At 43.7% G+C, this 16524-nt stretch carries 12 protein-coding genes; 6 read left to right on the top strand and 6 right to left on the bottom strand.

The annotated features are described in order from the left end of the window. Window positions 1-72: 72 nt before the first annotated feature. Window positions 73-597, bottom strand: coding sequence for a DUF3332 domain-containing protein (locus tag AB4298_RS09945; RefSeq protein WP_248998270.1), 525 nt, complete (start codon window positions 595-597; stop codon window positions 73-75). A gap of 296 nt (window positions 598-893) precedes the next feature. On the opposite strand from AB4298_RS09945, the gene AB4298_RS09940 reads away from it, so the two are divergent. The 4 genes from AB4298_RS09940 to AB4298_RS09925 all read left to right on the top strand — a co-directional run bounded on the left by AB4298_RS09940 (window position 894) and on the right by AB4298_RS09925 (window position 5613). Continuing rightward, window positions 894-1637 carry a spermidine synthase gene (locus tag AB4298_RS09940; protein ID WP_248998271.1) on the top strand — a complete coding sequence of 248 codons (744 nt, stop codon included), beginning with the start codon at window positions 894-896 and terminating at the stop codon, window positions 1635-1637. A gap of 330 nt (window positions 1638-1967) precedes the next feature. Then, on the top strand, window positions 1968-2537 hold the full coding sequence (gene ahpC / locus AB4298_RS09935) for an alkyl hydroperoxide reductase subunit C (RefSeq protein ID WP_371986560.1): 570 nt from the start codon (window positions 1968-1970) through the stop codon (window positions 2535-2537). A 310-nt stretch (window positions 2538-2847) separates the two neighbouring features. After that, window positions 2848-4422, top strand: coding sequence for an alkyl hydroperoxide reductase subunit F (gene ahpF / locus AB4298_RS09930; RefSeq protein WP_371986558.1), 1575 nt, complete (start codon window positions 2848-2850; stop codon window positions 4420-4422). Window positions 4423-4503: 81 nt separating this feature from the next. After that, the gene (locus tag AB4298_RS09925) at window positions 4504-5613 is read left to right on the top strand and encodes a GGDEF domain-containing protein (RefSeq protein ID WP_371986556.1); all 1110 of its coding nucleotides are present in this window, start codon (window positions 4504-4506) and stop codon (window positions 5611-5613) included. A gap of 37 nt (window positions 5614-5650) precedes the next feature. On the opposite strand, the gene AB4298_RS09920 is transcribed toward AB4298_RS09925, so the two are convergent. The 4 genes from AB4298_RS09920 to AB4298_RS09905 all read right to left on the bottom strand — a co-directional run bounded on the left by AB4298_RS09920 (window position 5651) and on the right by AB4298_RS09905 (window position 8690). Next, window positions 5651-5839: a cytoplasmic protein gene (locus AB4298_RS09920; RefSeq protein WP_248998275.1), complete on the bottom strand. Its 189-nt coding sequence runs from the start codon at window positions 5837-5839 to the stop codon at window positions 5651-5653. 104 nt (window positions 5840-5943) lie between these two features. After that, entirely contained in the window at window positions 5944-6468 is a 525-nt protein-coding gene (locus AB4298_RS09915) for a hypothetical protein (protein WP_371986555.1), read from the bottom strand. Window positions 6469-6573: 105 nt separating this feature from the next. Continuing rightward, window positions 6574-7995 carry a cytochrome C biosynthesis protein gene (locus AB4298_RS09910; RefSeq protein ID WP_371986553.1) on the bottom strand — a complete coding sequence of 474 codons (1422 nt, stop codon included), beginning with the start codon at window positions 7993-7995 and terminating at the stop codon, window positions 6574-6576. 278 nt (window positions 7996-8273) lie between these two features. Further along, window positions 8274-8690 carry a hypothetical protein gene (locus tag AB4298_RS09905; RefSeq protein WP_248998278.1) on the bottom strand — a complete coding sequence of 139 codons (417 nt, stop codon included), beginning with the start codon at window positions 8688-8690 and terminating at the stop codon, window positions 8274-8276. Between the two features lie 784 nt (window positions 8691-9474). Here AB4298_RS09905 and AB4298_RS09900 point away from each other — a divergent pair. Both AB4298_RS09900 and chrA read left to right on the top strand, forming a co-directional pair. Then, window positions 9475-10650 (top strand): glycerol-3-phosphate dehydrogenase/oxidase, encoded by a 1176-nt coding sequence (locus AB4298_RS09900; protein WP_371986551.1) that lies wholly within the window; start codon window positions 9475-9477, stop codon window positions 10648-10650. Window positions 10651-10798: 148 nt separating this feature from the next. After that, window positions 10799-11980: a chromate efflux transporter gene (gene chrA / locus AB4298_RS09895; RefSeq protein WP_248998280.1), complete on the top strand. Its 1182-nt coding sequence runs from the start codon at window positions 10799-10801 to the stop codon at window positions 11978-11980. Window positions 11981-12060: 80 nt separating this feature from the next. On the opposite strand, the gene fdhF is transcribed toward chrA, so the two are convergent. After that, complete coding sequence (gene fdhF, locus AB4298_RS09890) at window positions 12061-16356, bottom strand: formate dehydrogenase subunit alpha (RefSeq protein ID WP_371986549.1); 4296 nt, start codon at window positions 16354-16356, stop codon at window positions 12061-12063. Window positions 16357-16524: the final 168 nt, after the last annotated feature.

Raw genomic sequence — 16524 nt, 5'->3', positions numbered from 1 at the left:
GAGTCATTATTGACTCGCCCCTTTTTTATTTAGCTAACAGCTAACAGCTAACAGTTACCGACCAATGAGGTATTAACCTTGTTGGTAAGCGGCCAATTCAGCTGTGCTAACACGCGCAATAAAGCTGTTGTCTAGGTAGAAGTCAACGTGTTCGCCTTGTTTAACACCAGACATAACCTGTTGGCTACCGTCTTCATAAACTAAAGTCATTGCTAAAGTGTTATCGTCAGTCGCAACCATAGAAGCGCTAGTTAACTTAACGTTCTTTAGGGGGGCTGTTGTTAGGTCGCCATCAATATGCTGGTTAACTTTGAAGATAGCTTCAACTGGCATATCAACAACAGCAGGTGAACGACCTGTGATTGGGTTAGTACCAGTCCAGAATTCGATGCTGTTAAGGATGAATAGATCGCCAGTTGCTGCAAAGCCATAGATTGGGCTCATAAGCATAAATAGGCCTGCACGGCCATAACGGTTATCAACAGCGCTTAGGTTAGCTTTAGTTACCATAGCACTTAAGCCCATTTGGCCCATGCAGCCAGTTAGTTGAGTACTTAACACTGCCGTTAGTGCGATAGCCGAGATTGTCTTTTTCATTAGTCTATTTTTGTTCAGTTTAGAATGGCGCTGATTGTATGTATCGGCAAAAAATGAAATGTGATAAAGCTCACAACTCTGGGTTGGTTATTTGTTGTGTTTGTGGTGTTTGCTGCGTGAGTTGTGTGGCAGTTGTGGGGTTTGTTTTTTGATCTGTGTAGCTGTGTGTTTTTTTGAGTTGATGCAAGGGGGTTGTTGTTTGCTGCTACAAATCATTAAGCTTAGCTGGTTTAATGTGCGCCATTTTACTCGCGGATTATTTAACGCATAATAGCGCCCCAAATGTCGGAGCACGCATGTCAGATTATCAAGTTTTACATCAAACCCAAGATGAATATGGTCCATTGATTGTCCTTGAGGATAAAGAAACTCGGATCCTCGCTTTTGGCGAAAACGATGAGCAAAGTAAGTTGCTTAAAGCTACGCCGCATATTCCACAGCATACATACGTACAAGCGATGCTGTTAGTGTTGCTGTATAGCCAACCTAAAAGTGCGATTGTATTGGGATTAGGTGGTGGTGGACTTATTCATGCCTTACGCCATTTTGACGCAGGTATTAAACTAACGGCGGTAGAGCTGCGCGCAGATGTGATTGAATTGGCTAAACGCTATTTTCAATTACCGCTGAGTAAAAAGCTTAAAGTTGTCCATCAAGATGCTAAGCAGTTTTTAGAGGCTGCAGATCATAAGAAAGTTGATGTGGTGTTTGCTGATATCTATAGTGCTGAAGGCGTCGATGCTGCGCAGGTCTCAGAGGTGTTTATTGCCCAATGCGCCGCCTTAGTTAAAGCGGATGGCTACTTAGTACTGAATTGCTGGAAAGAGCATAGCCAAAACCGCGAACTGCTCGCGTATTTAAATATGTACTTTGTTGAAGTGCGTGCCTGCTTAACCGGCAGTGGTAATTGGGTGGTGTTTGCAGGTAAGGCTAAGCGCGACATTAGCACAAGTGCACTTAAAGCCAAGGCGCAATCTTTATCACAACAACTTGATTTTCAATTGGCGCGTTCATTAACTCGCTTTGATCTCTGGCAGTAATCAAGCTTGGCTCATTAATAAACCTTTTATTGGTGAGCCACATTCCACTGAACATATCATTGTACCCGCCCCGTTTGTGTTTACAGCATCGTTTTCACCCCACATGCTTTGCGCTAATCACCTATTTGATTGAGTTGTTAATCCTATTCGGAAAATTAGATTAGGATGATAGCTTTTACTCGTTATCATTAATTTATTTGCTCGGCTATTATTCTTCCATCGCAAACGAACTGGCTTTATAGAGACTCATCATCACTCAAGCAGTTTGTTGAATTTTAAGAAATAGTATTTTCAAATTTAACGATTACAACGAATAAAACGGAGCATCACATGCATCAGTCAATCATTAACTCTACAATCAAGCCATTTTCTGCAACTGCTTTTCACAAAGGTGACTTCCACCCAGTGACAGAGCAAGACCTACTAGGTAAGTGGTCAGTAGTATTCTTCTACCCAGCGGACTTTACCTTTGTTTGTCCAACAGAATTAGGCGACATGGCTGACCATTACGAGAAGCTACAATCTATGGGCGTTGAAGTTTACTCAGTATCTACTGACACTCACTTCACCCACAAAGCATGGCACGCAAGTTCAGACACAATCGGCAAAATCCAATACCCAATGATTGGTGACCCAACAGGTACTATCACACGCAACTTTGGTGTGATGATTGAAGAAGACGGTCTAGCACTACGCGGCACATTTGTTATTAACCCAGAAGGTGAAATCAAAGTGGCTGAAGTACACGACCTAGGTATTGGTCGCAGCGCAGCTGAGCTAGTTCGTAAAATTCAAGCGGCTCAATATGTTGCTACTCACGACGGCGAAGTATGTCCAGCAGCATGGCAGCCAGGTGAAGCAACACTAGCACCGTCAATCGACCTAGTTGGTAAAATATAAGATTCGATTGAGTTGCATGTAAGGTTAGTGGCTCGCTAGCTTGCCCAACAGGTTAGCGAGACTAAAATCTTCACCAGACTCTCCATGACTTGGACATACCAAGTCATCAGTTGTTCAGCTTAGTGTCCCTCCTGAAATCTAAGCTGGACAAGTTTTTACAAAGCTTGTGGTTAACAAGCAAAACGCTAGTCGCAATACACTTTTATTTTTAAGATCACTTTTTATTTTTTTAGTGAGTATTTACTTGCTTGTGGCTAATGCTGCCTGCTGCTCACCGATACCAGATTAGCTTTTATATTTAGGAGTCATCATGTTAGATGCAAACGTAAAGAATCAACTGAACACTTATTTGCAGAATCTCAAGCACCCAGTTGAGCTGGTTGTATCTGCTGATGACAGCCAAAAAGCCCAAGAGCTTAAGTCTTTGGCTGCTGATATTGATAGCTTGTCTTCACTTATTTCTGTTACTGAGAAAGTGGGTAAGCGCACACCTTCTATGGCGGTGACAAACCCCGTTTTAGGTTCGCAAATCACTTTTGCAGGCTTGCCAATGGGTCACGAATTTACATCACTAGTGTTAGCACTACTGCATAGCGGCGGCCACCCAATTAAACTTGATGCCGATGTGATTGAACAAATTCGCCAGCTTCCTGGTGAATATCGTTTTGAAACTTATGTGTCGTTAAGCTGTCAGACATGTCCGGAAGTTGTGCAAGCGCTGAATATGATGGCGGCAATTAATCCAAACATCACCAACGTAATGATTGATGGCTCACTATTTCAAGATGAAGTGAATGAACGCAACATTATGGCTGTGCCTTCTGTTTACTTAAATGGTGAGCAGTTCTCTATGGGGGCTATCAGCACGGTTGAGATCTTAAATAAGTTAGATGTAAATGCTGCCGGTAGAAAAGCAGAACAGCTTAATCAAAAAGAAGCCTTCGACGTATTAGTAGTTGGTGGCGGCCCTGCGGGTGCATCTGCAGCAATCTACGCTGCACGTAAAGGTTTGCGCACCGGTATTGTTGCCGACAAATTTGGTGGTCAAGTTGCTGAAACGGTAGGTATTGAAAACTTTATCTCAGTGAAAGCGACAGAAGGACCAAAGCTGGTGGCTAACCTTGAAGCTCACGTTCATGAATATGACGTGGACATTATGGATAACCAACGCGCACTAAGCTTAAAATCGGGTGAGCTGTTTGAGCTAGAGCTTGAAAGCGGAGCGTTATTACGTAGTAAAACGGTATTACTAGCAACAGGTGCTCGCTGGCGTGAAATGAACGTGCCGGGTGAACAAGAATATCGCGGCAGCGGTGTGGCGTATTGCCCACATTGCGATGGACCACTATTTAAAGGTAAGCGCGTTGCGGTTATTGGTGGTGGTAACTCAGGTATTGAAGCGGCAATCGATTTAGCCAATATCGTTGAGCATGTGACTGTACTGGAGTTTGATAAGTCACTGCGCGCCGATGAGGTCTTGCAGCGTAAAGCGAAATCTATGGGCAATATTGAGATTATTACCCAAGCGATGACCACTGAGGTTACTGGCGATGGTCAGCGTGTTAACGGCCTAAATTATACCAATAGAGCAACAGGCGAGAGTCATCACGTAGAGCTAGCAGGTATCTTTGTCCAAATTGGTTTAGTACCTAACTCTGAATGGCTAAAAGACACCATTGATATGACGGCACGTGGTGAAATCATAGTAGATGCTAAAGGTGAGACCTCATTATCTGGAGTGTTTGCAGCAGGTGATGTAACTAATTCGGCTTACAAACAAATTATTATTGCGATGGGGAGCGGTGCTACCGCCTCGTTAGGAGCGTTCGATTACTTAATTCGTCACAATGTTGATGAGTCAAGTAGTGAGAATGTTGCAGCCTAAAGCAATAAATCGTTAGTATAAAGCCAGCAATATGCTGGCTTTTTTTTGGGCGAGTCAAAGACAATAATGGAAATGGTTAAAATGGCTCTGAATTCACACCGATATCAAGCTCAACTAAAAAGTGAAACTTTCACTATTTTAAAGCGTGGCATTTTATGGGCAACTTATGTCAGCGCCGCGTTGTTTTTTGTCGTGTTATTAAATACGTATTATTTTGATAAGTATTATTATGATGCTAGTAATCTGGCTATTAAGCTTATTCCGTTAGTCGCTGTCATAGCTTTAGGGTTATTTACTGCTAAAGTGAAAGGGCTTTTTAAAGTTACAGTCCGGCAAACTTATCTCTATCTTTTTCTATTGGTTAGCGGCTGGACCTTCGCGCTCATTGCTCTAGCCTTACTGTCTAAACAGAACATGCCAGGGGTTGAATCACTCGCTGATGTGTTAGTGCTGGTATTTGCACTCGCACTGTTTCCTAACCGCAATATCATGCTGTTAGGCATTTTGCCTTTTCTTATATTTAGCGCAGCATACCACTCGTTGCAGTACGCAGAGGTCTTGGTTTATCCATTAACTAAGTTCTTATGCTTCTTGATGATTATTTTGTCTGGACAAAAGATTATCGCAGGTTGGTTTTTCAAAGCTATCGTGCGCAATATCGAAAAGAAGAAGCTGTTAAGTCAATTTAAACGCTTAGCGTTAATTGATGGGTTAACCAACATTAGCAATCGTCGCCATTTTGATGACGTGTTACTGCAAGAAAGCAAAGCAGCCTCTCGCAACGAGCAGCCGTTGAGTATCATTTTATTGGATATCGACTACTTTAAACCGTTAAACGATACTTTAGGCCATCAAGTAGGCGATGAGTATTTGGTGAAGGTTGCGAATGTATTAAACCGTGCTTTAGAAAGGCCTCGAGATTTAGTCGCTCGATATGGCGGTGAGGAATTTGTCGTTATACTGCCTAACACTGATATAGACGGAGCAAGATCTGTCGCTGGAAAAATACAACGAATGTTAGCGGATGCCGAATTAGTGCACCCAAGCTCAGGCGTTTCTCGATATATTACAGCGTCTCAAGGCATTGCATTATGGCACAAGGGCATGCAATCAAGCGATTTGTTAGAGCGAGCTGATAGCATGTTGTATAAAGCAAAGTCTTCAGGTCGAAACCAATATTTCTCAGAGTAGGGTTCTACTCTGAGAATCGCTTTGAAGTTTAAACAAGTTAAGCCGTAGTATTAATATTGTGACCAGTGTTACCAACAGGCGCTTCAGGCACCGCAGCATTAATTAACTGCATTGCAATATCTCCTTCAATCTTCTGCTGGTCTTTGGCTATTTGCGCGACTTTCACACCAACAGCACCATGACTCATATTAGGTTGTAGGTTCGCACTTGAGATAGTAATCGCCATATTTAGCTCAATAAATTTGTTATGTTAACCAGTTATCGGCTCATCTAGCCATGACTTGAATAAAGCCGTGTTACAGTATGTATCGATAACAGAGTCCTGTATTTTTACAGCGAGCTTAGGGTGTTCCTGAACAATATCCAGCTTGTTTCAGAACTTGCTATAGGTACAAAAAATAGCATTCCTAAAGCGCTTTGTTTTTGCTTTATTACTAAACCTTCAGCATTTGTGGTGAGGTAATATGTGTGCCATTCCTGCGCCAAGGCCCCTCCTTGGTTATAGCTTTGCTCCTCTTCAAAGACTAAGTAACCATCTTCGCAATAGATGCTTTCCTTTGGGATAGCAATCTCAATAGTGCTAATTTCGAGAGCATTTTTATAAGGGGTAATGGTGAGCTTTTTATCATCAGCGTGAATAGCCAGACTATCTGCTAAGCCGTGAATATTGAGGATGGTATTTAGGGAAGGGGAATAGCTATTATCTTTTAATTCGCCAATGCTTGAATAGGTACCTGAAATCATTGGACAGTCGAAATTAGAGGGGGGAACTTGAGTCCATTCAGTTGGGTATTCTTGTTTTGAAACGCACCCGGTTAATAAAGCTGTAACTGCTACAAAAGAAAGTATCCGCATATCATCCCTAATTAAGTTGTTTACTCACTCAATATTTGTCTCACTTTTACTCCGTTTAGCTGCTCTCTAAGGCCTTAGCGTGGACTAAGGCCTTAGTTTGTTACCTTACGCTTTTTTAGCTTTATCGATTGCCTTTCGAACTAGCGTAATAATAACTGTCAGTATAATTGAGCTAAAGATTAGACCTATTGCTAAGGCGACATTTTGCAGTGCGGTTGGATCAAGCGCTAACATGCCACCTAGGCCCATCATCATAATACCCGACATCAGCTTAAGAGTTTGGCCTTCTTTTTCGGTGAGCTTACGTTTACCCAGAGAGACACTGAAAGCAATCACGATAGCGGCAAGCGGAATGACATAAACCACGTTATACATAACAAGGTACATGTAGCGCTCGAAAGTCTCTAAGTCATGCATAGACAACACACTGGTGTAGATCATCGGGAAGCCGGCGGTGCACAGTAGCTCATAAGCATTGGCTAAAATTGATAGCACTACAGTACCAGCAATCATAGCAGTCATGCTGCTGGCACTGGTTAACTTGCCCATGCGTTTAATCAAGCCCGTGCGGTTTTCAGCAGACATTGAAAGCGTGACTTCGCCTTTGGTAAAGAAGTAATCCTTGATGTTTACCGCCCCCGCAACGAGCGCCAGCATACCCGCACCGAGAATAATCCAGCCGCCATCGCTACCTGCGCCAAGTAATTGGAAGATGTTCAACCAAGCACTCATAAAGATGAAGTAGATAAAGCCTGAGAAAAACACGAAGATGCCACCAACAATCAGCATGCGAGTGCGACTCTTAGCGTTAACCATGATAGAAAGTAGAAATAATAAAACGAAGAAAGCACATGGGTTAAAGGCGTCAACACCGGCTAAAACGACGGTTAATAACGGCAGGGACATCTGTTCAGGGTGTACAACACCCACAAGCGGCAGTTCAACGGGTTGTACATCAGAGCTTGCTAACTCAATGCTGGTATCTAAGCCTAAATCACAAGTACCGTCGCCGCCTTCTTTACTATCACTTTCACTACAGGTTGCAAATAAACCGCCAGCAGCTGGTGCTGCAACCGTGTAATTGCCTTCTGCTTCAGGAGCAAGTGTGCCACCTAATGAAACGTAATAGGACTTTAAACGCTGCACTAAAAACTCACCGGTTACCGCTTGACTACTATAACCGACAACGGCTTTTTCACCGCTAGCAAAGTAAGGGACTGAGCGTGCTTCAGTAGCCGTGGCTTTAGCTATTTGCTGCCAAACCTCCATAGTGCCTGGATCGGTGATCATGTGGTCTTCAACTTCTAACCAAGAATACCTCTCCGGCAGGCTATCAATAAACGGATGGGCTTCAGCACAATGTGGGCAGGTTTTAGACCAAAAGAAATAAAGTTTTACCTTTAGTTCGCCTTGGGCGTTGGTGTAATGCCATAGCTCGTTTTGTTTGATTGAAGCATCAGTAGCAAAGCTTGAAAAGGAAAGGCTTGCAAGACAAAGAGCAACGAAAAGTAGCGCAGATCTGACCATGTGAACTCCAAGGCAAATGAGGAAAGAAATAATTGCATTGGTTAGTATTCTACTGCGTAGCCGATTAGCTGATAAATTTATGTATCATTTTTGCTACATAAATCTCGGATTGTTAACTTTTGGGAACTGTAGCGAACTTCAGGTGAAATTATTAAACTTTTTCAAATATTTATAACGCATGATTAAGTGGTTGCTAATTTAAACGGTAGAGATGCCCCATTTAGGCCCAAGTACTTGTTGCAACGAGTGATTGGGCGGGTGTGCTCTTTTAAACTGGTTTAGTCTTTCTTTGTTGCGACTAAAACTTTACTTTGCTCAGTTTCTTCTGCGCACCAAACAACGGAGACGCTGCGGTTAACATTGGTACTCGCAGTTAATATACGTGTGATAACAGGGGCTGGATAAGCCGCTTTGTTTAGATAGCTTTTTATTCGTTCGATGCGTCGTTCAGCTAACCATTTATCGTACTTTTGCGCTTCAGCTGTGAGTTTATTGGAATTAACTTTAAATTCGAGTAACAGATAACCATTTTCTGTTGGTGCTGTCTGGCTGAAATCTTCAAGCTTAGATGCAGATTGTCCCGAAAAATAGGAGCTATTCTTAGCATAAGGAATATCAAAAATATGATTTTGATTATGGCATTGTGCAAACACACTTCCTGAGAAAAGTAAGCAAATCATAGCGATTGATTTCATCTTAAACATCCTTGATAACATCACAATCTTCTTGGTCAGTTGCAGTCTTAAAAACAGTGGCTTTTAGGTTAATTGAGGGCAACTTAATCCATTGATAAATAAAATGCAATGTTCTTTATATTCATTACTTTATTGAAAGAAAATAACAAAGTTACAATTGATTTCTGTATCATGAAATAAACATGTGAACTAGCAAGCGCTTACGTCATCGCCGACAAAAAAATGATCATTTACAGCCTTATTGAAATTATTTGAATATGCGTAAGCTTGCGCTTTTATTATTTAGGGTACAGCCAGCGAATAAATGCAAGTATTCAAAGTTGATGACATAGAACGGAATGACTGAGTAAATCTGTTAGTAAACAGCTCGGTTAATGGTTACTGAGAGCTTTCATATGCGCTAAGAATTTATTTAGTCTCGATTTTTATTATTAACGCAAGTATGTTGTCTATCGATAAGTATTAATACCTAATAGCTGTTGTACATACTAAGCAGCGCGAGTTGTAGTTATCTTTATAATGCGGTTTTTCAAAGGGCGTGAGTCATAGCCATTGAGGCCTAACAAGATATAAACAGATCTGTTGTTGGCTTTAAAGCGTAAATATTATCAAAGCAAAGGCGTTTAGCAGAGACAATTAAGGCTGAATAAATACTTAGCTGAGTTTGTTATTGATAGCAGTACAGTGAAGGTGGTTTTACCGCCTGCAGTCGCTATTCTTAAAACGAATAGTCGCAAGCTAAAGCCTTAATTATTCAAGGATAAGAGCCCATCTAGGAGCTGAAATGACAACAGTCGATCTAGTGGTTATTGGTGGTGGTATCAATGGAGCGGGTATTGCTCAGTGCGCTTCGGCTGCGGGTTATAGTGTTTTACTGCTTGAAAAAGGCACGGTAGCAGGACAGACGTCGGCTAATTCCAGCAAACTCATTCACGGCGGTTTACGGTATTTAGAATCTGGCCAGTTGCCTTTGGTGAGAAAATCGCTAGCTGAAAGAAAGGCATTGTTGCAACTAGCCCCCTCATTAGTGAACCCTATTCCGTTTTATATTCCTGTATACGAAAATAGCCGCCGAAGTTCATGGGCGATTCGTGCTGGGTTAAGTTTATACGCCATGCTGAGTGACTTTGATGCGCTAGGGCAATTCAAATCGGTGCCATCTGTGCATTGGTCAAAAATTAAAGGCTTAAAGTTAACAGGGCTAAAAGCACTTTATCAGTATTGGGATGCACAAACCGACGATAAGCTGTTAACTGAGGCTGTCATAAAAAATGCCCGCGCACTCGGCGCTCATGTTATTGAGCATGCAAAGTGTACTAAGATTGAACATTTGCAGAGTCACTGCAAGGTGCATTATCAAGTGGCTGATGAGTCACAAAAAGTCGAAGCTCTTGCGGTGGTCAATGCTGCAGGTCCTTGGGTTAATGAAGTCCTTGAGAGCGTTTCGCCGCCTATTGCCACCGAGCCCATTGAGTGGGTACAAGGTAGCCATCTACTGTTAGATATCCCTGCAAATGACGGCATACTTTATCTTGAGTCTTGTTTCGATAAGCGGGTAATTTTTGTGATGCCATGGAAGGGTCAAACATTAATAGGCACCACAGAGACAGTACTCGAAAGCTTGTCGGGTAAACCACAAATAACCTCGCAGGAAGTCGATTATTTACTCGGAATTTACCAACATTACTTTAGTGCCCTAGGAGATATTGAGGCATTGAGAGCTCGAGTTGTGGATAGCTTCTGCGGCGTACGAGTATTACCAAAACAGTCGGGGAATGCGTTTGACAGACCAAGAGATACCTTACAAAAAAGCCAGCCAAGCCACCCTAACTTATTAAGTTTGTACGGGGGGAAATTAACCACTTATAGAACTACAGCTACTGAAGTATTAGATTGGTTGGAGCAAAGCATAGGTGAACGGCAAGCGTTAGCAGATTTCGATACGTTATTACTGGAATAATCGCGATTAGTGGCAACTGTTTGGGAGTATTAAATGTGAGAGTTTGTTACTGGCTAAGCCATTTCATTAAACTGTAACTTAAATGTCATACTGTGCTGCAATTACTGAACTAAGAAGTGCTGTTTCGGGCGCTTAAATATGGATAACTATGTTTCAAATTTTTCTACGATTTTTTTCTCTTGGTCTTGTTTCCTTTGGCGGTCCCGCTGCTCACATAGGATATTTTAGACAGACTTTTGTTGATGAACTTAAATGGCTTGATGATAAACACTACGGCAGTTTAGTTGCATTGAGTCAGTTTATGCCTGGCCCAGGTTCTAGCCAAGTGGGCTTTGCTATTGGTTATCATCGCGGTGGCTTATTAGGCGGTTTAGCAGCCTTTATTGGCTTTACGCTTCCCTCGTTTATTTTGTTATTTTTACTGGCCGTAACTAGCAGCCAGTGGCTTGATTATTCGTTTACACAAGGCATTATTCATGGTCTTAAATTGTTGGCCGTTGTTGTGGTGGCCGATGCAATTTGGATTATGTTCAAACAGTTTTGTCAGCTTAAACAAGCTAAAATACTGATGGTACTTAGCTGTGTGATTATCTTACTGCAACCATCCATGCTTATGCAGTTTGGTTTATTGGTTGCCGCTGCAATTGTCGGACGCCACTACCTGTCTCGTCAGGCAGACGATGAAATATCTAATGAACATGTGCAGCCTGTAAAGCTTAACTTTTTTTGGCTCAGCCTATTTGTCGGACTATTACTGGCTTCTTTAGTTGCAATAGCATTATCAAAGCAAGCCGGAATAACTAACCTTACTGAATTATTTAGCCAGTTCTACCAAGTGGGTAGCATGGTATTTGGTGGCGGTCATGTGGTGTTGCCGCTACTGCAGCAAAGTGTTGGCGATGCCGTAAGTAATGATCAGTTTTTAACTGGCTATGCGTTAGCGCAAGCTGTGCCCGGACCTATGTTTGCCTTAGCGGCGTTTCTTGGTGCAGAGATCTGGGTGCAACAGCCGCTTGTTGGTGCGCTAGTTGCGACATTGGCTATCTTCTTACCTGGCTTCTTATTGATGCTGGTAGCACTTAAAAGTTGGCATGCAATCAGTGCTAGACCAAAGGTCACAGGAGCTATTGCAGGGGTTAATGCTTGCGTGGTGGGCTTTTTGTTAGCCGCGCTTTATAACCCGATATTTACCAGTGCAGTGCTATCGCCGCTAGACATGGCATTGGTGGTGCTAGGTTTTGGTTTATTTAAGATCTTTAAACCCAATGTATTTATGCTGGTGGTTGGGTTTGCTGTAACGGGCGCACTGATTGGTGCGTTTGCAGGCTAGTTCAGCTTAGTAATATAAATTAAAAAGGCGCTAAGAGTATGCTCTTAGCGCCTTTTTGTATTTTACTTGTGGTGCTTAAATTAGATTAGAGCGGCTTCTTGTTGCTCTGCTACTTTTTCAGCTTTAACGGCACACACTTTAAACTCTGGAATTTTAGCCACAGGATCAAGCGCGTTATTAGTGAGCTTATTCGCTGCAGATTCAGCAAAGTGGAACGGCAAGAACAATACCCCAGCTTGAGCTCGTTTGGTGACAAAAGCTTTGATCTCAATCTCACCGCGGCGGGTGCTGAGCTTGAGCATATCACCGTTATTAACCCCAATTTTCTCAGCATCAAACACTGAGATCATCACTCTTGGCGAGCCAAGCTGGTTAAGCCCTTCTGTTTTACGGGTCATGGTACCAGTGTGGAACTGCTCCAATAAGCGGCCAGTAGACAATATTAATGGATACTCGTCACATGGCATCTCAGCAGGTAGGCGATAATGCACTGCGCGCATCTTACCTTTACCGTGGGTAAACTGAGTCGCGTGCAAAATTGGTGTTCCAGGGTGGCCTTCAGCAGGGCACGGCCATTGCAAACCTTGGCGGCCATTTTCAGTTTCGCTATCAATCACCTTCCAAGTAATACCGCGATATTGCGGCGTGACATCGGTGATCTCATGCCAAATTTGCTTCTCGTTTTGATAGCTCCAATCTTCGCCCATCTGAGTAGCGATAAGCTGGATGATTTGCCAGTCGTTTTTGGCTATCCCTGGCGGCTTAACAGCGGGTAGTAATTGCTGCACACGGCGCTCGGTATTGGTAAAGTGACCGAGTTTTTCTGCAAAGGCTGCTGCAGGTAGCACTACGTCGGCCAGTTCAGCCGTTTCGGTTAAGAAAATATCTTGTACAACAACAAATTCAGCCGCCGCTAATCCTTGTAATACATGCTTTTGATCTGGGTCGCTTAGCACTGGGTTTTCACCCATAACATATAGCGCTTTTAGCTCGCCATGACTCAGAGCGTGCATCATCTCGGTTGCTGAGAAACCAATATCTGAACAAAGATCCTCTTTACCCCAAGCTTCGCGGAAACGCATCTGTACTAGCGGATCATCTAACTTTTGATAACCGCTAAAGTAGTTTGGTAGCGCGCCCATGTCACAAGCACCTTGAACGTTGCTTTGGCCTCGAAGTGGGTTAATACCTGCGCCTTTAACGCCAATGTTGCCACACAATAATTGCAAGTTAGATATCGCGGTAACGTTGTCATGACCTGAAGTATGTTGAGTGACGCCCATAGCGTAGTAAACCGCAGTTTTCTCCGCAGTACCGATTAAGCGCGCCATTTCAATGATGTCGCTGGCACTTACACCTGTAATGATTTCAGCGTTTTTCGGGCTGTAATCAGGGCTCATGACTTCGTCATACAGCTGGCTAAAGCCTTCAACACGCGCCTGAATGTAATCTAAATCGTGCCAGTCATTTTTAATGATTTGCTGCATAATGGCGTTGATTAGCATTACGTCAGAACCCGGGCGCTGCGCGACATAAAGCTGAGCTTTATCGGCAATAGATACCCGCTTAGGATCTGCAACAATTAATCTTGCACCGTGCTCTTTTACGGCTTGCTTGATGCGAGAGGCAATAATAGGGTGTGCGCTTTCGGTATCAGAGCCAAGAATAAAGATAAGGTCGCTATCTTTAATGCTTGGAATATCGTTAGTCATAGCGCCGCTACCTAAGCTTTCTCGCAGTGCGGTAACCGTTGATGCATGGCAAAGGCGCGCACAATGGTCGACGTTATTGTTGCCAAGCACGCTACGGAAAAACTTTTGGAATAGGTAGTTATCTTCGTTAGTGGCTTTAGCGGAAGATAGACCCGCTATAGACTTGTCGCCATAGACTTGTTTGATTTCGCTAAAGCGCTGAGCGACAACCGTAATTGCTTCTTGCCAACTCGCAGGTACTAACTCGCCATTTTTACGGATTAGCGGTGTGGTTAGGCGTTTGTCACTGCCAACAAAGTCAAAACCAAAGCGGCCTTTAACACACAACATGCCTTCGTTTACTGGTGATGATGTATCACCGCTGACATGGCGAATTTGGTTTTTCTGCTCATCGACATGTAGATTGATACGACAACCAATACCGCAATAGGTACAAATGCTGGATACGGTTTTAAGCGGTGCTTTTTGCGCAGCTGTAAGGCCTTGGGTTTTATCGCGGGCATCAACAAGTGCGCCTGTTGGACAAACTTGCACGCAGTTACCACATTGCACGCAGTCACTGTCATTCATGGTTACGCTAAAGCCAACACGCGGTGCTTTGCGTTCATCGGTTGCAGATAAGTTGGCACATGATGTTGGTAGCGCGTGGTAATGGTCTTTGGCGAACGAAATTGCATTATGGCCGCTGGCACCTTTACAGGTTTCAACACAAGCGCCACAGCTAATGCAGCGGTTGGCATCAAAGGTGATAAATGGCGCACTGCTATCAACACTAAAGTGCTGCGCAGCACTGATATCTAGCTCGCTGGCTTTAACTTTATATTCGGTAGCATAATCTCGCAGCTTACAGTCGGTATTGGCTTGGCAAGCGCACTCAAGGCAGCGCGCAGCTTCTTTAATGGCTTCATCAGCTTCAAAACCAAGTTCAACTTCACTGAAGTTTAACGCACGCTGTAGCTTATCAAGCTCTGGCATTAAGCTACGAGCTTGCACTTTTGACTCTGGATATAGCGAGTCAGCTTTAATCGCTTTTAAGCTACTTGTTTTTTTGGCTTTAGTAGAGTTGAAAGGCTGCTTAACTAGCTCACACGTTAGGCCTTGGCTTAGCAGTTTTTCAATCGCATCAGCGGCTTTACGGCCATCGGCAACGGCGGCAACAGCTGTGGCTGGGCCGGTACGTGAGTCACCGATAACAAACAGCTTATCAAGGCCTGCAGATTGACCTGCTGACATCGTATGTTCACAGCCTTCAAAGGTATTCCAGCGTGTAAGCGCAACTTCACCTGTGGCGAGTTGGCTTTGCGGATCTTCAAGAAAGTCCATATCTGGCGTTTGTGATACTGCAGGGATCACTGTATCAAACGCTTCTGTGAAGGTTTCGCCAGTCGGCGTAGGGCTGCGACGACCAGATGCATCCGGTTCACCTAGCGTCATCACCTCAAAAGTCACTTTTGCTACGCGACCATTATCGTCACTATGGTTTTCAATTGGATTAGTTAAGAAGTGGAACTTAACCCCTTCTTGCTCAGCTTCATGGATTTCATAGTCTTCGGCTGGCATTTCATCGCGAGTACGACGGTATACCAATGTTACATCAGCGCCATCGCGCTTGGCGGTGCGGGCACAGTCAATAGCAGTATTACCACCACCAATAACTGCTACCTTTTTGCCTGTGCTGTACTGTTTTTCTGTGCAGTAATCTTTGAGATAATCCACACCTAAGTAGCAGCCATTGAGTTCGATACCCGGGTAGTTCATCGGTACGGCTTTTTGCGCGCCAATGGCTAAACAGACTGCATCAAAGTCAGAGATTAAACCGTTAAGGTGAATATCACGACCAAGGCGGGTATCGGTGGCAATGTTGAGGCCATTTTTACATAGCAGGTCAATCTCTTTATCTAAAATGGCTTTTGGTAAACGATACTCTGGAATACCGTAACGTAACCAGCCGCCAGCTTGGGGCATGGATTCGAAAATCGTCACGTCATGGCCATTATTAGATAGGTAATAACCCGCGGAAATACCCGCAGGGCCACTACCTATGATAGCGACTTTCTTGCCAGTTGCAGGTGCCTTTGGCGGCACGTATGGCTTTTCGCCTTCTAAATCTAAATCGGCGGCGTGACGCTTTAATTGGCGAATAGCGACCGGTTCATCGACTAAGCCGCGGCGACACTCTGTTTCACAAAAAGCGGGGCAGACACGGCCAATAGACAGTGGCAAAGGCAAGGTCTGCTTGATGACTTTTACCGCTTCAGTGTGGTCGCCTTGAGCGATATGGTACAGATAAGACTGTACGTCAACACCCGCAGGACATGCGGTTTGGCAAGGCGCTTCGCAATCGGCAAAGTGATCAGACAAAATGATATGTAAGGCGGCTTTGCGCTGTTTGCTCAGAGCTGCTGATTGGGTAATAACCTCAACATTATGTACTGGAATGTCACCAATGCGTGTTTCACATGCACGTACATTGGTAATGCTGCTGTCGCTCGCAATGAGTTCAACATGGCAAAGATTACAGTGTTGCTTGCTGTCGTGGACTAACGAGCTAGCAGGGCTTTTGCATAGGTTGGGGATGGCGATATCAGCATTCAGAGCCACATCTAACAGCGTATCTTGTTGATTAGCTAAAAGGGTTTTGCCATCAATTATTATTTGTTTCATCGCATGGGCCTTTAATTATAGGGTCGCAGCTTGATTGGTGCTCAATTAACGGCGCGTAGCGCCTTGCATACCATCAGCATTCGCAAAAGTGGACTCGGCGAAATCGTTATTGCTTTGAGTATACCTGCGGCCTTTTTCTTCACTGATAACACGGTTTAAATTTGCACT

This window comes from Shewanella sp. 10N.261.52.F9 (assembly GCF_041471165.1).
GTDB classification, from domain to species: Bacteria; Pseudomonadota; Gammaproteobacteria; order Enterobacterales; family Shewanellaceae; genus Shewanella; species Shewanella marinintestina.
Note: the sequence above shows the minus strand (reverse complement) of the source record. Positions and strands in the feature narration are given on the sequence as shown.

Bases quoted from the DNA above. Each gene is read 5' to 3' on its own strand.
- AB4298_RS09900 (WP_371986551.1), top strand. From the start codon at position 9,475: ATGACAACAGTCGATCTAGTGGTTATTGGTGGTGGTATCAATGGAGCG.
- AB4298_RS09920 (WP_248998275.1), bottom strand. From the start codon at position 5,839: ATGGCGATTACTATCTCAAGTGCGAACCTACAACCTAATATGAGTCAT.
- fdhF (WP_371986549.1), bottom strand. From the start codon at position 16,356: ATGAAACAAATAATAATTGATGGCAAAACCCTTTTAGCTAATCAACAA.
- ahpC (WP_371986560.1), top strand. From the start codon at position 1,968: ATGCATCAGTCAATCATTAACTCTACAATCAAGCCATTTTCTGCAACT.
- ahpF (WP_371986558.1), top strand. From the start codon at position 2,848: ATGTTAGATGCAAACGTAAAGAATCAACTGAACACTTATTTGCAGAAT.
- chrA (WP_248998280.1), top strand. From the start codon at position 10,799: ATGTTTCAAATTTTTCTACGATTTTTTTCTCTTGGTCTTGTTTCCTTT.
- AB4298_RS09925 (WP_371986556.1), top strand. From the start codon at position 4,504: ATGGCTCTGAATTCACACCGATATCAAGCTCAACTAAAAAGTGAAACT.
- AB4298_RS09905 (WP_248998278.1), bottom strand. From the start codon at position 8,690: ATGAAATCAATCGCTATGATTTGCTTACTTTTCTCAGGAAGTGTGTTT.
- AB4298_RS09910 (WP_371986553.1), bottom strand. From the start codon at position 7,995: ATGGTCAGATCTGCGCTACTTTTCGTTGCTCTTTGTCTTGCAAGCCTT.
- AB4298_RS09915 (WP_371986555.1), bottom strand. From the start codon at position 6,468: ATGCGGATACTTTCTTTTGTAGCAGTTACAGCTTTATTAACCGGGTGC.
- AB4298_RS09940 (WP_248998271.1), top strand. From the start codon at position 894: ATGTCAGATTATCAAGTTTTACATCAAACCCAAGATGAATATGGTCCA.
- AB4298_RS09945 (WP_248998270.1), bottom strand. From the start codon at position 597: ATGAAAAAGACAATCTCGGCTATCGCACTAACGGCAGTGTTAAGTACT.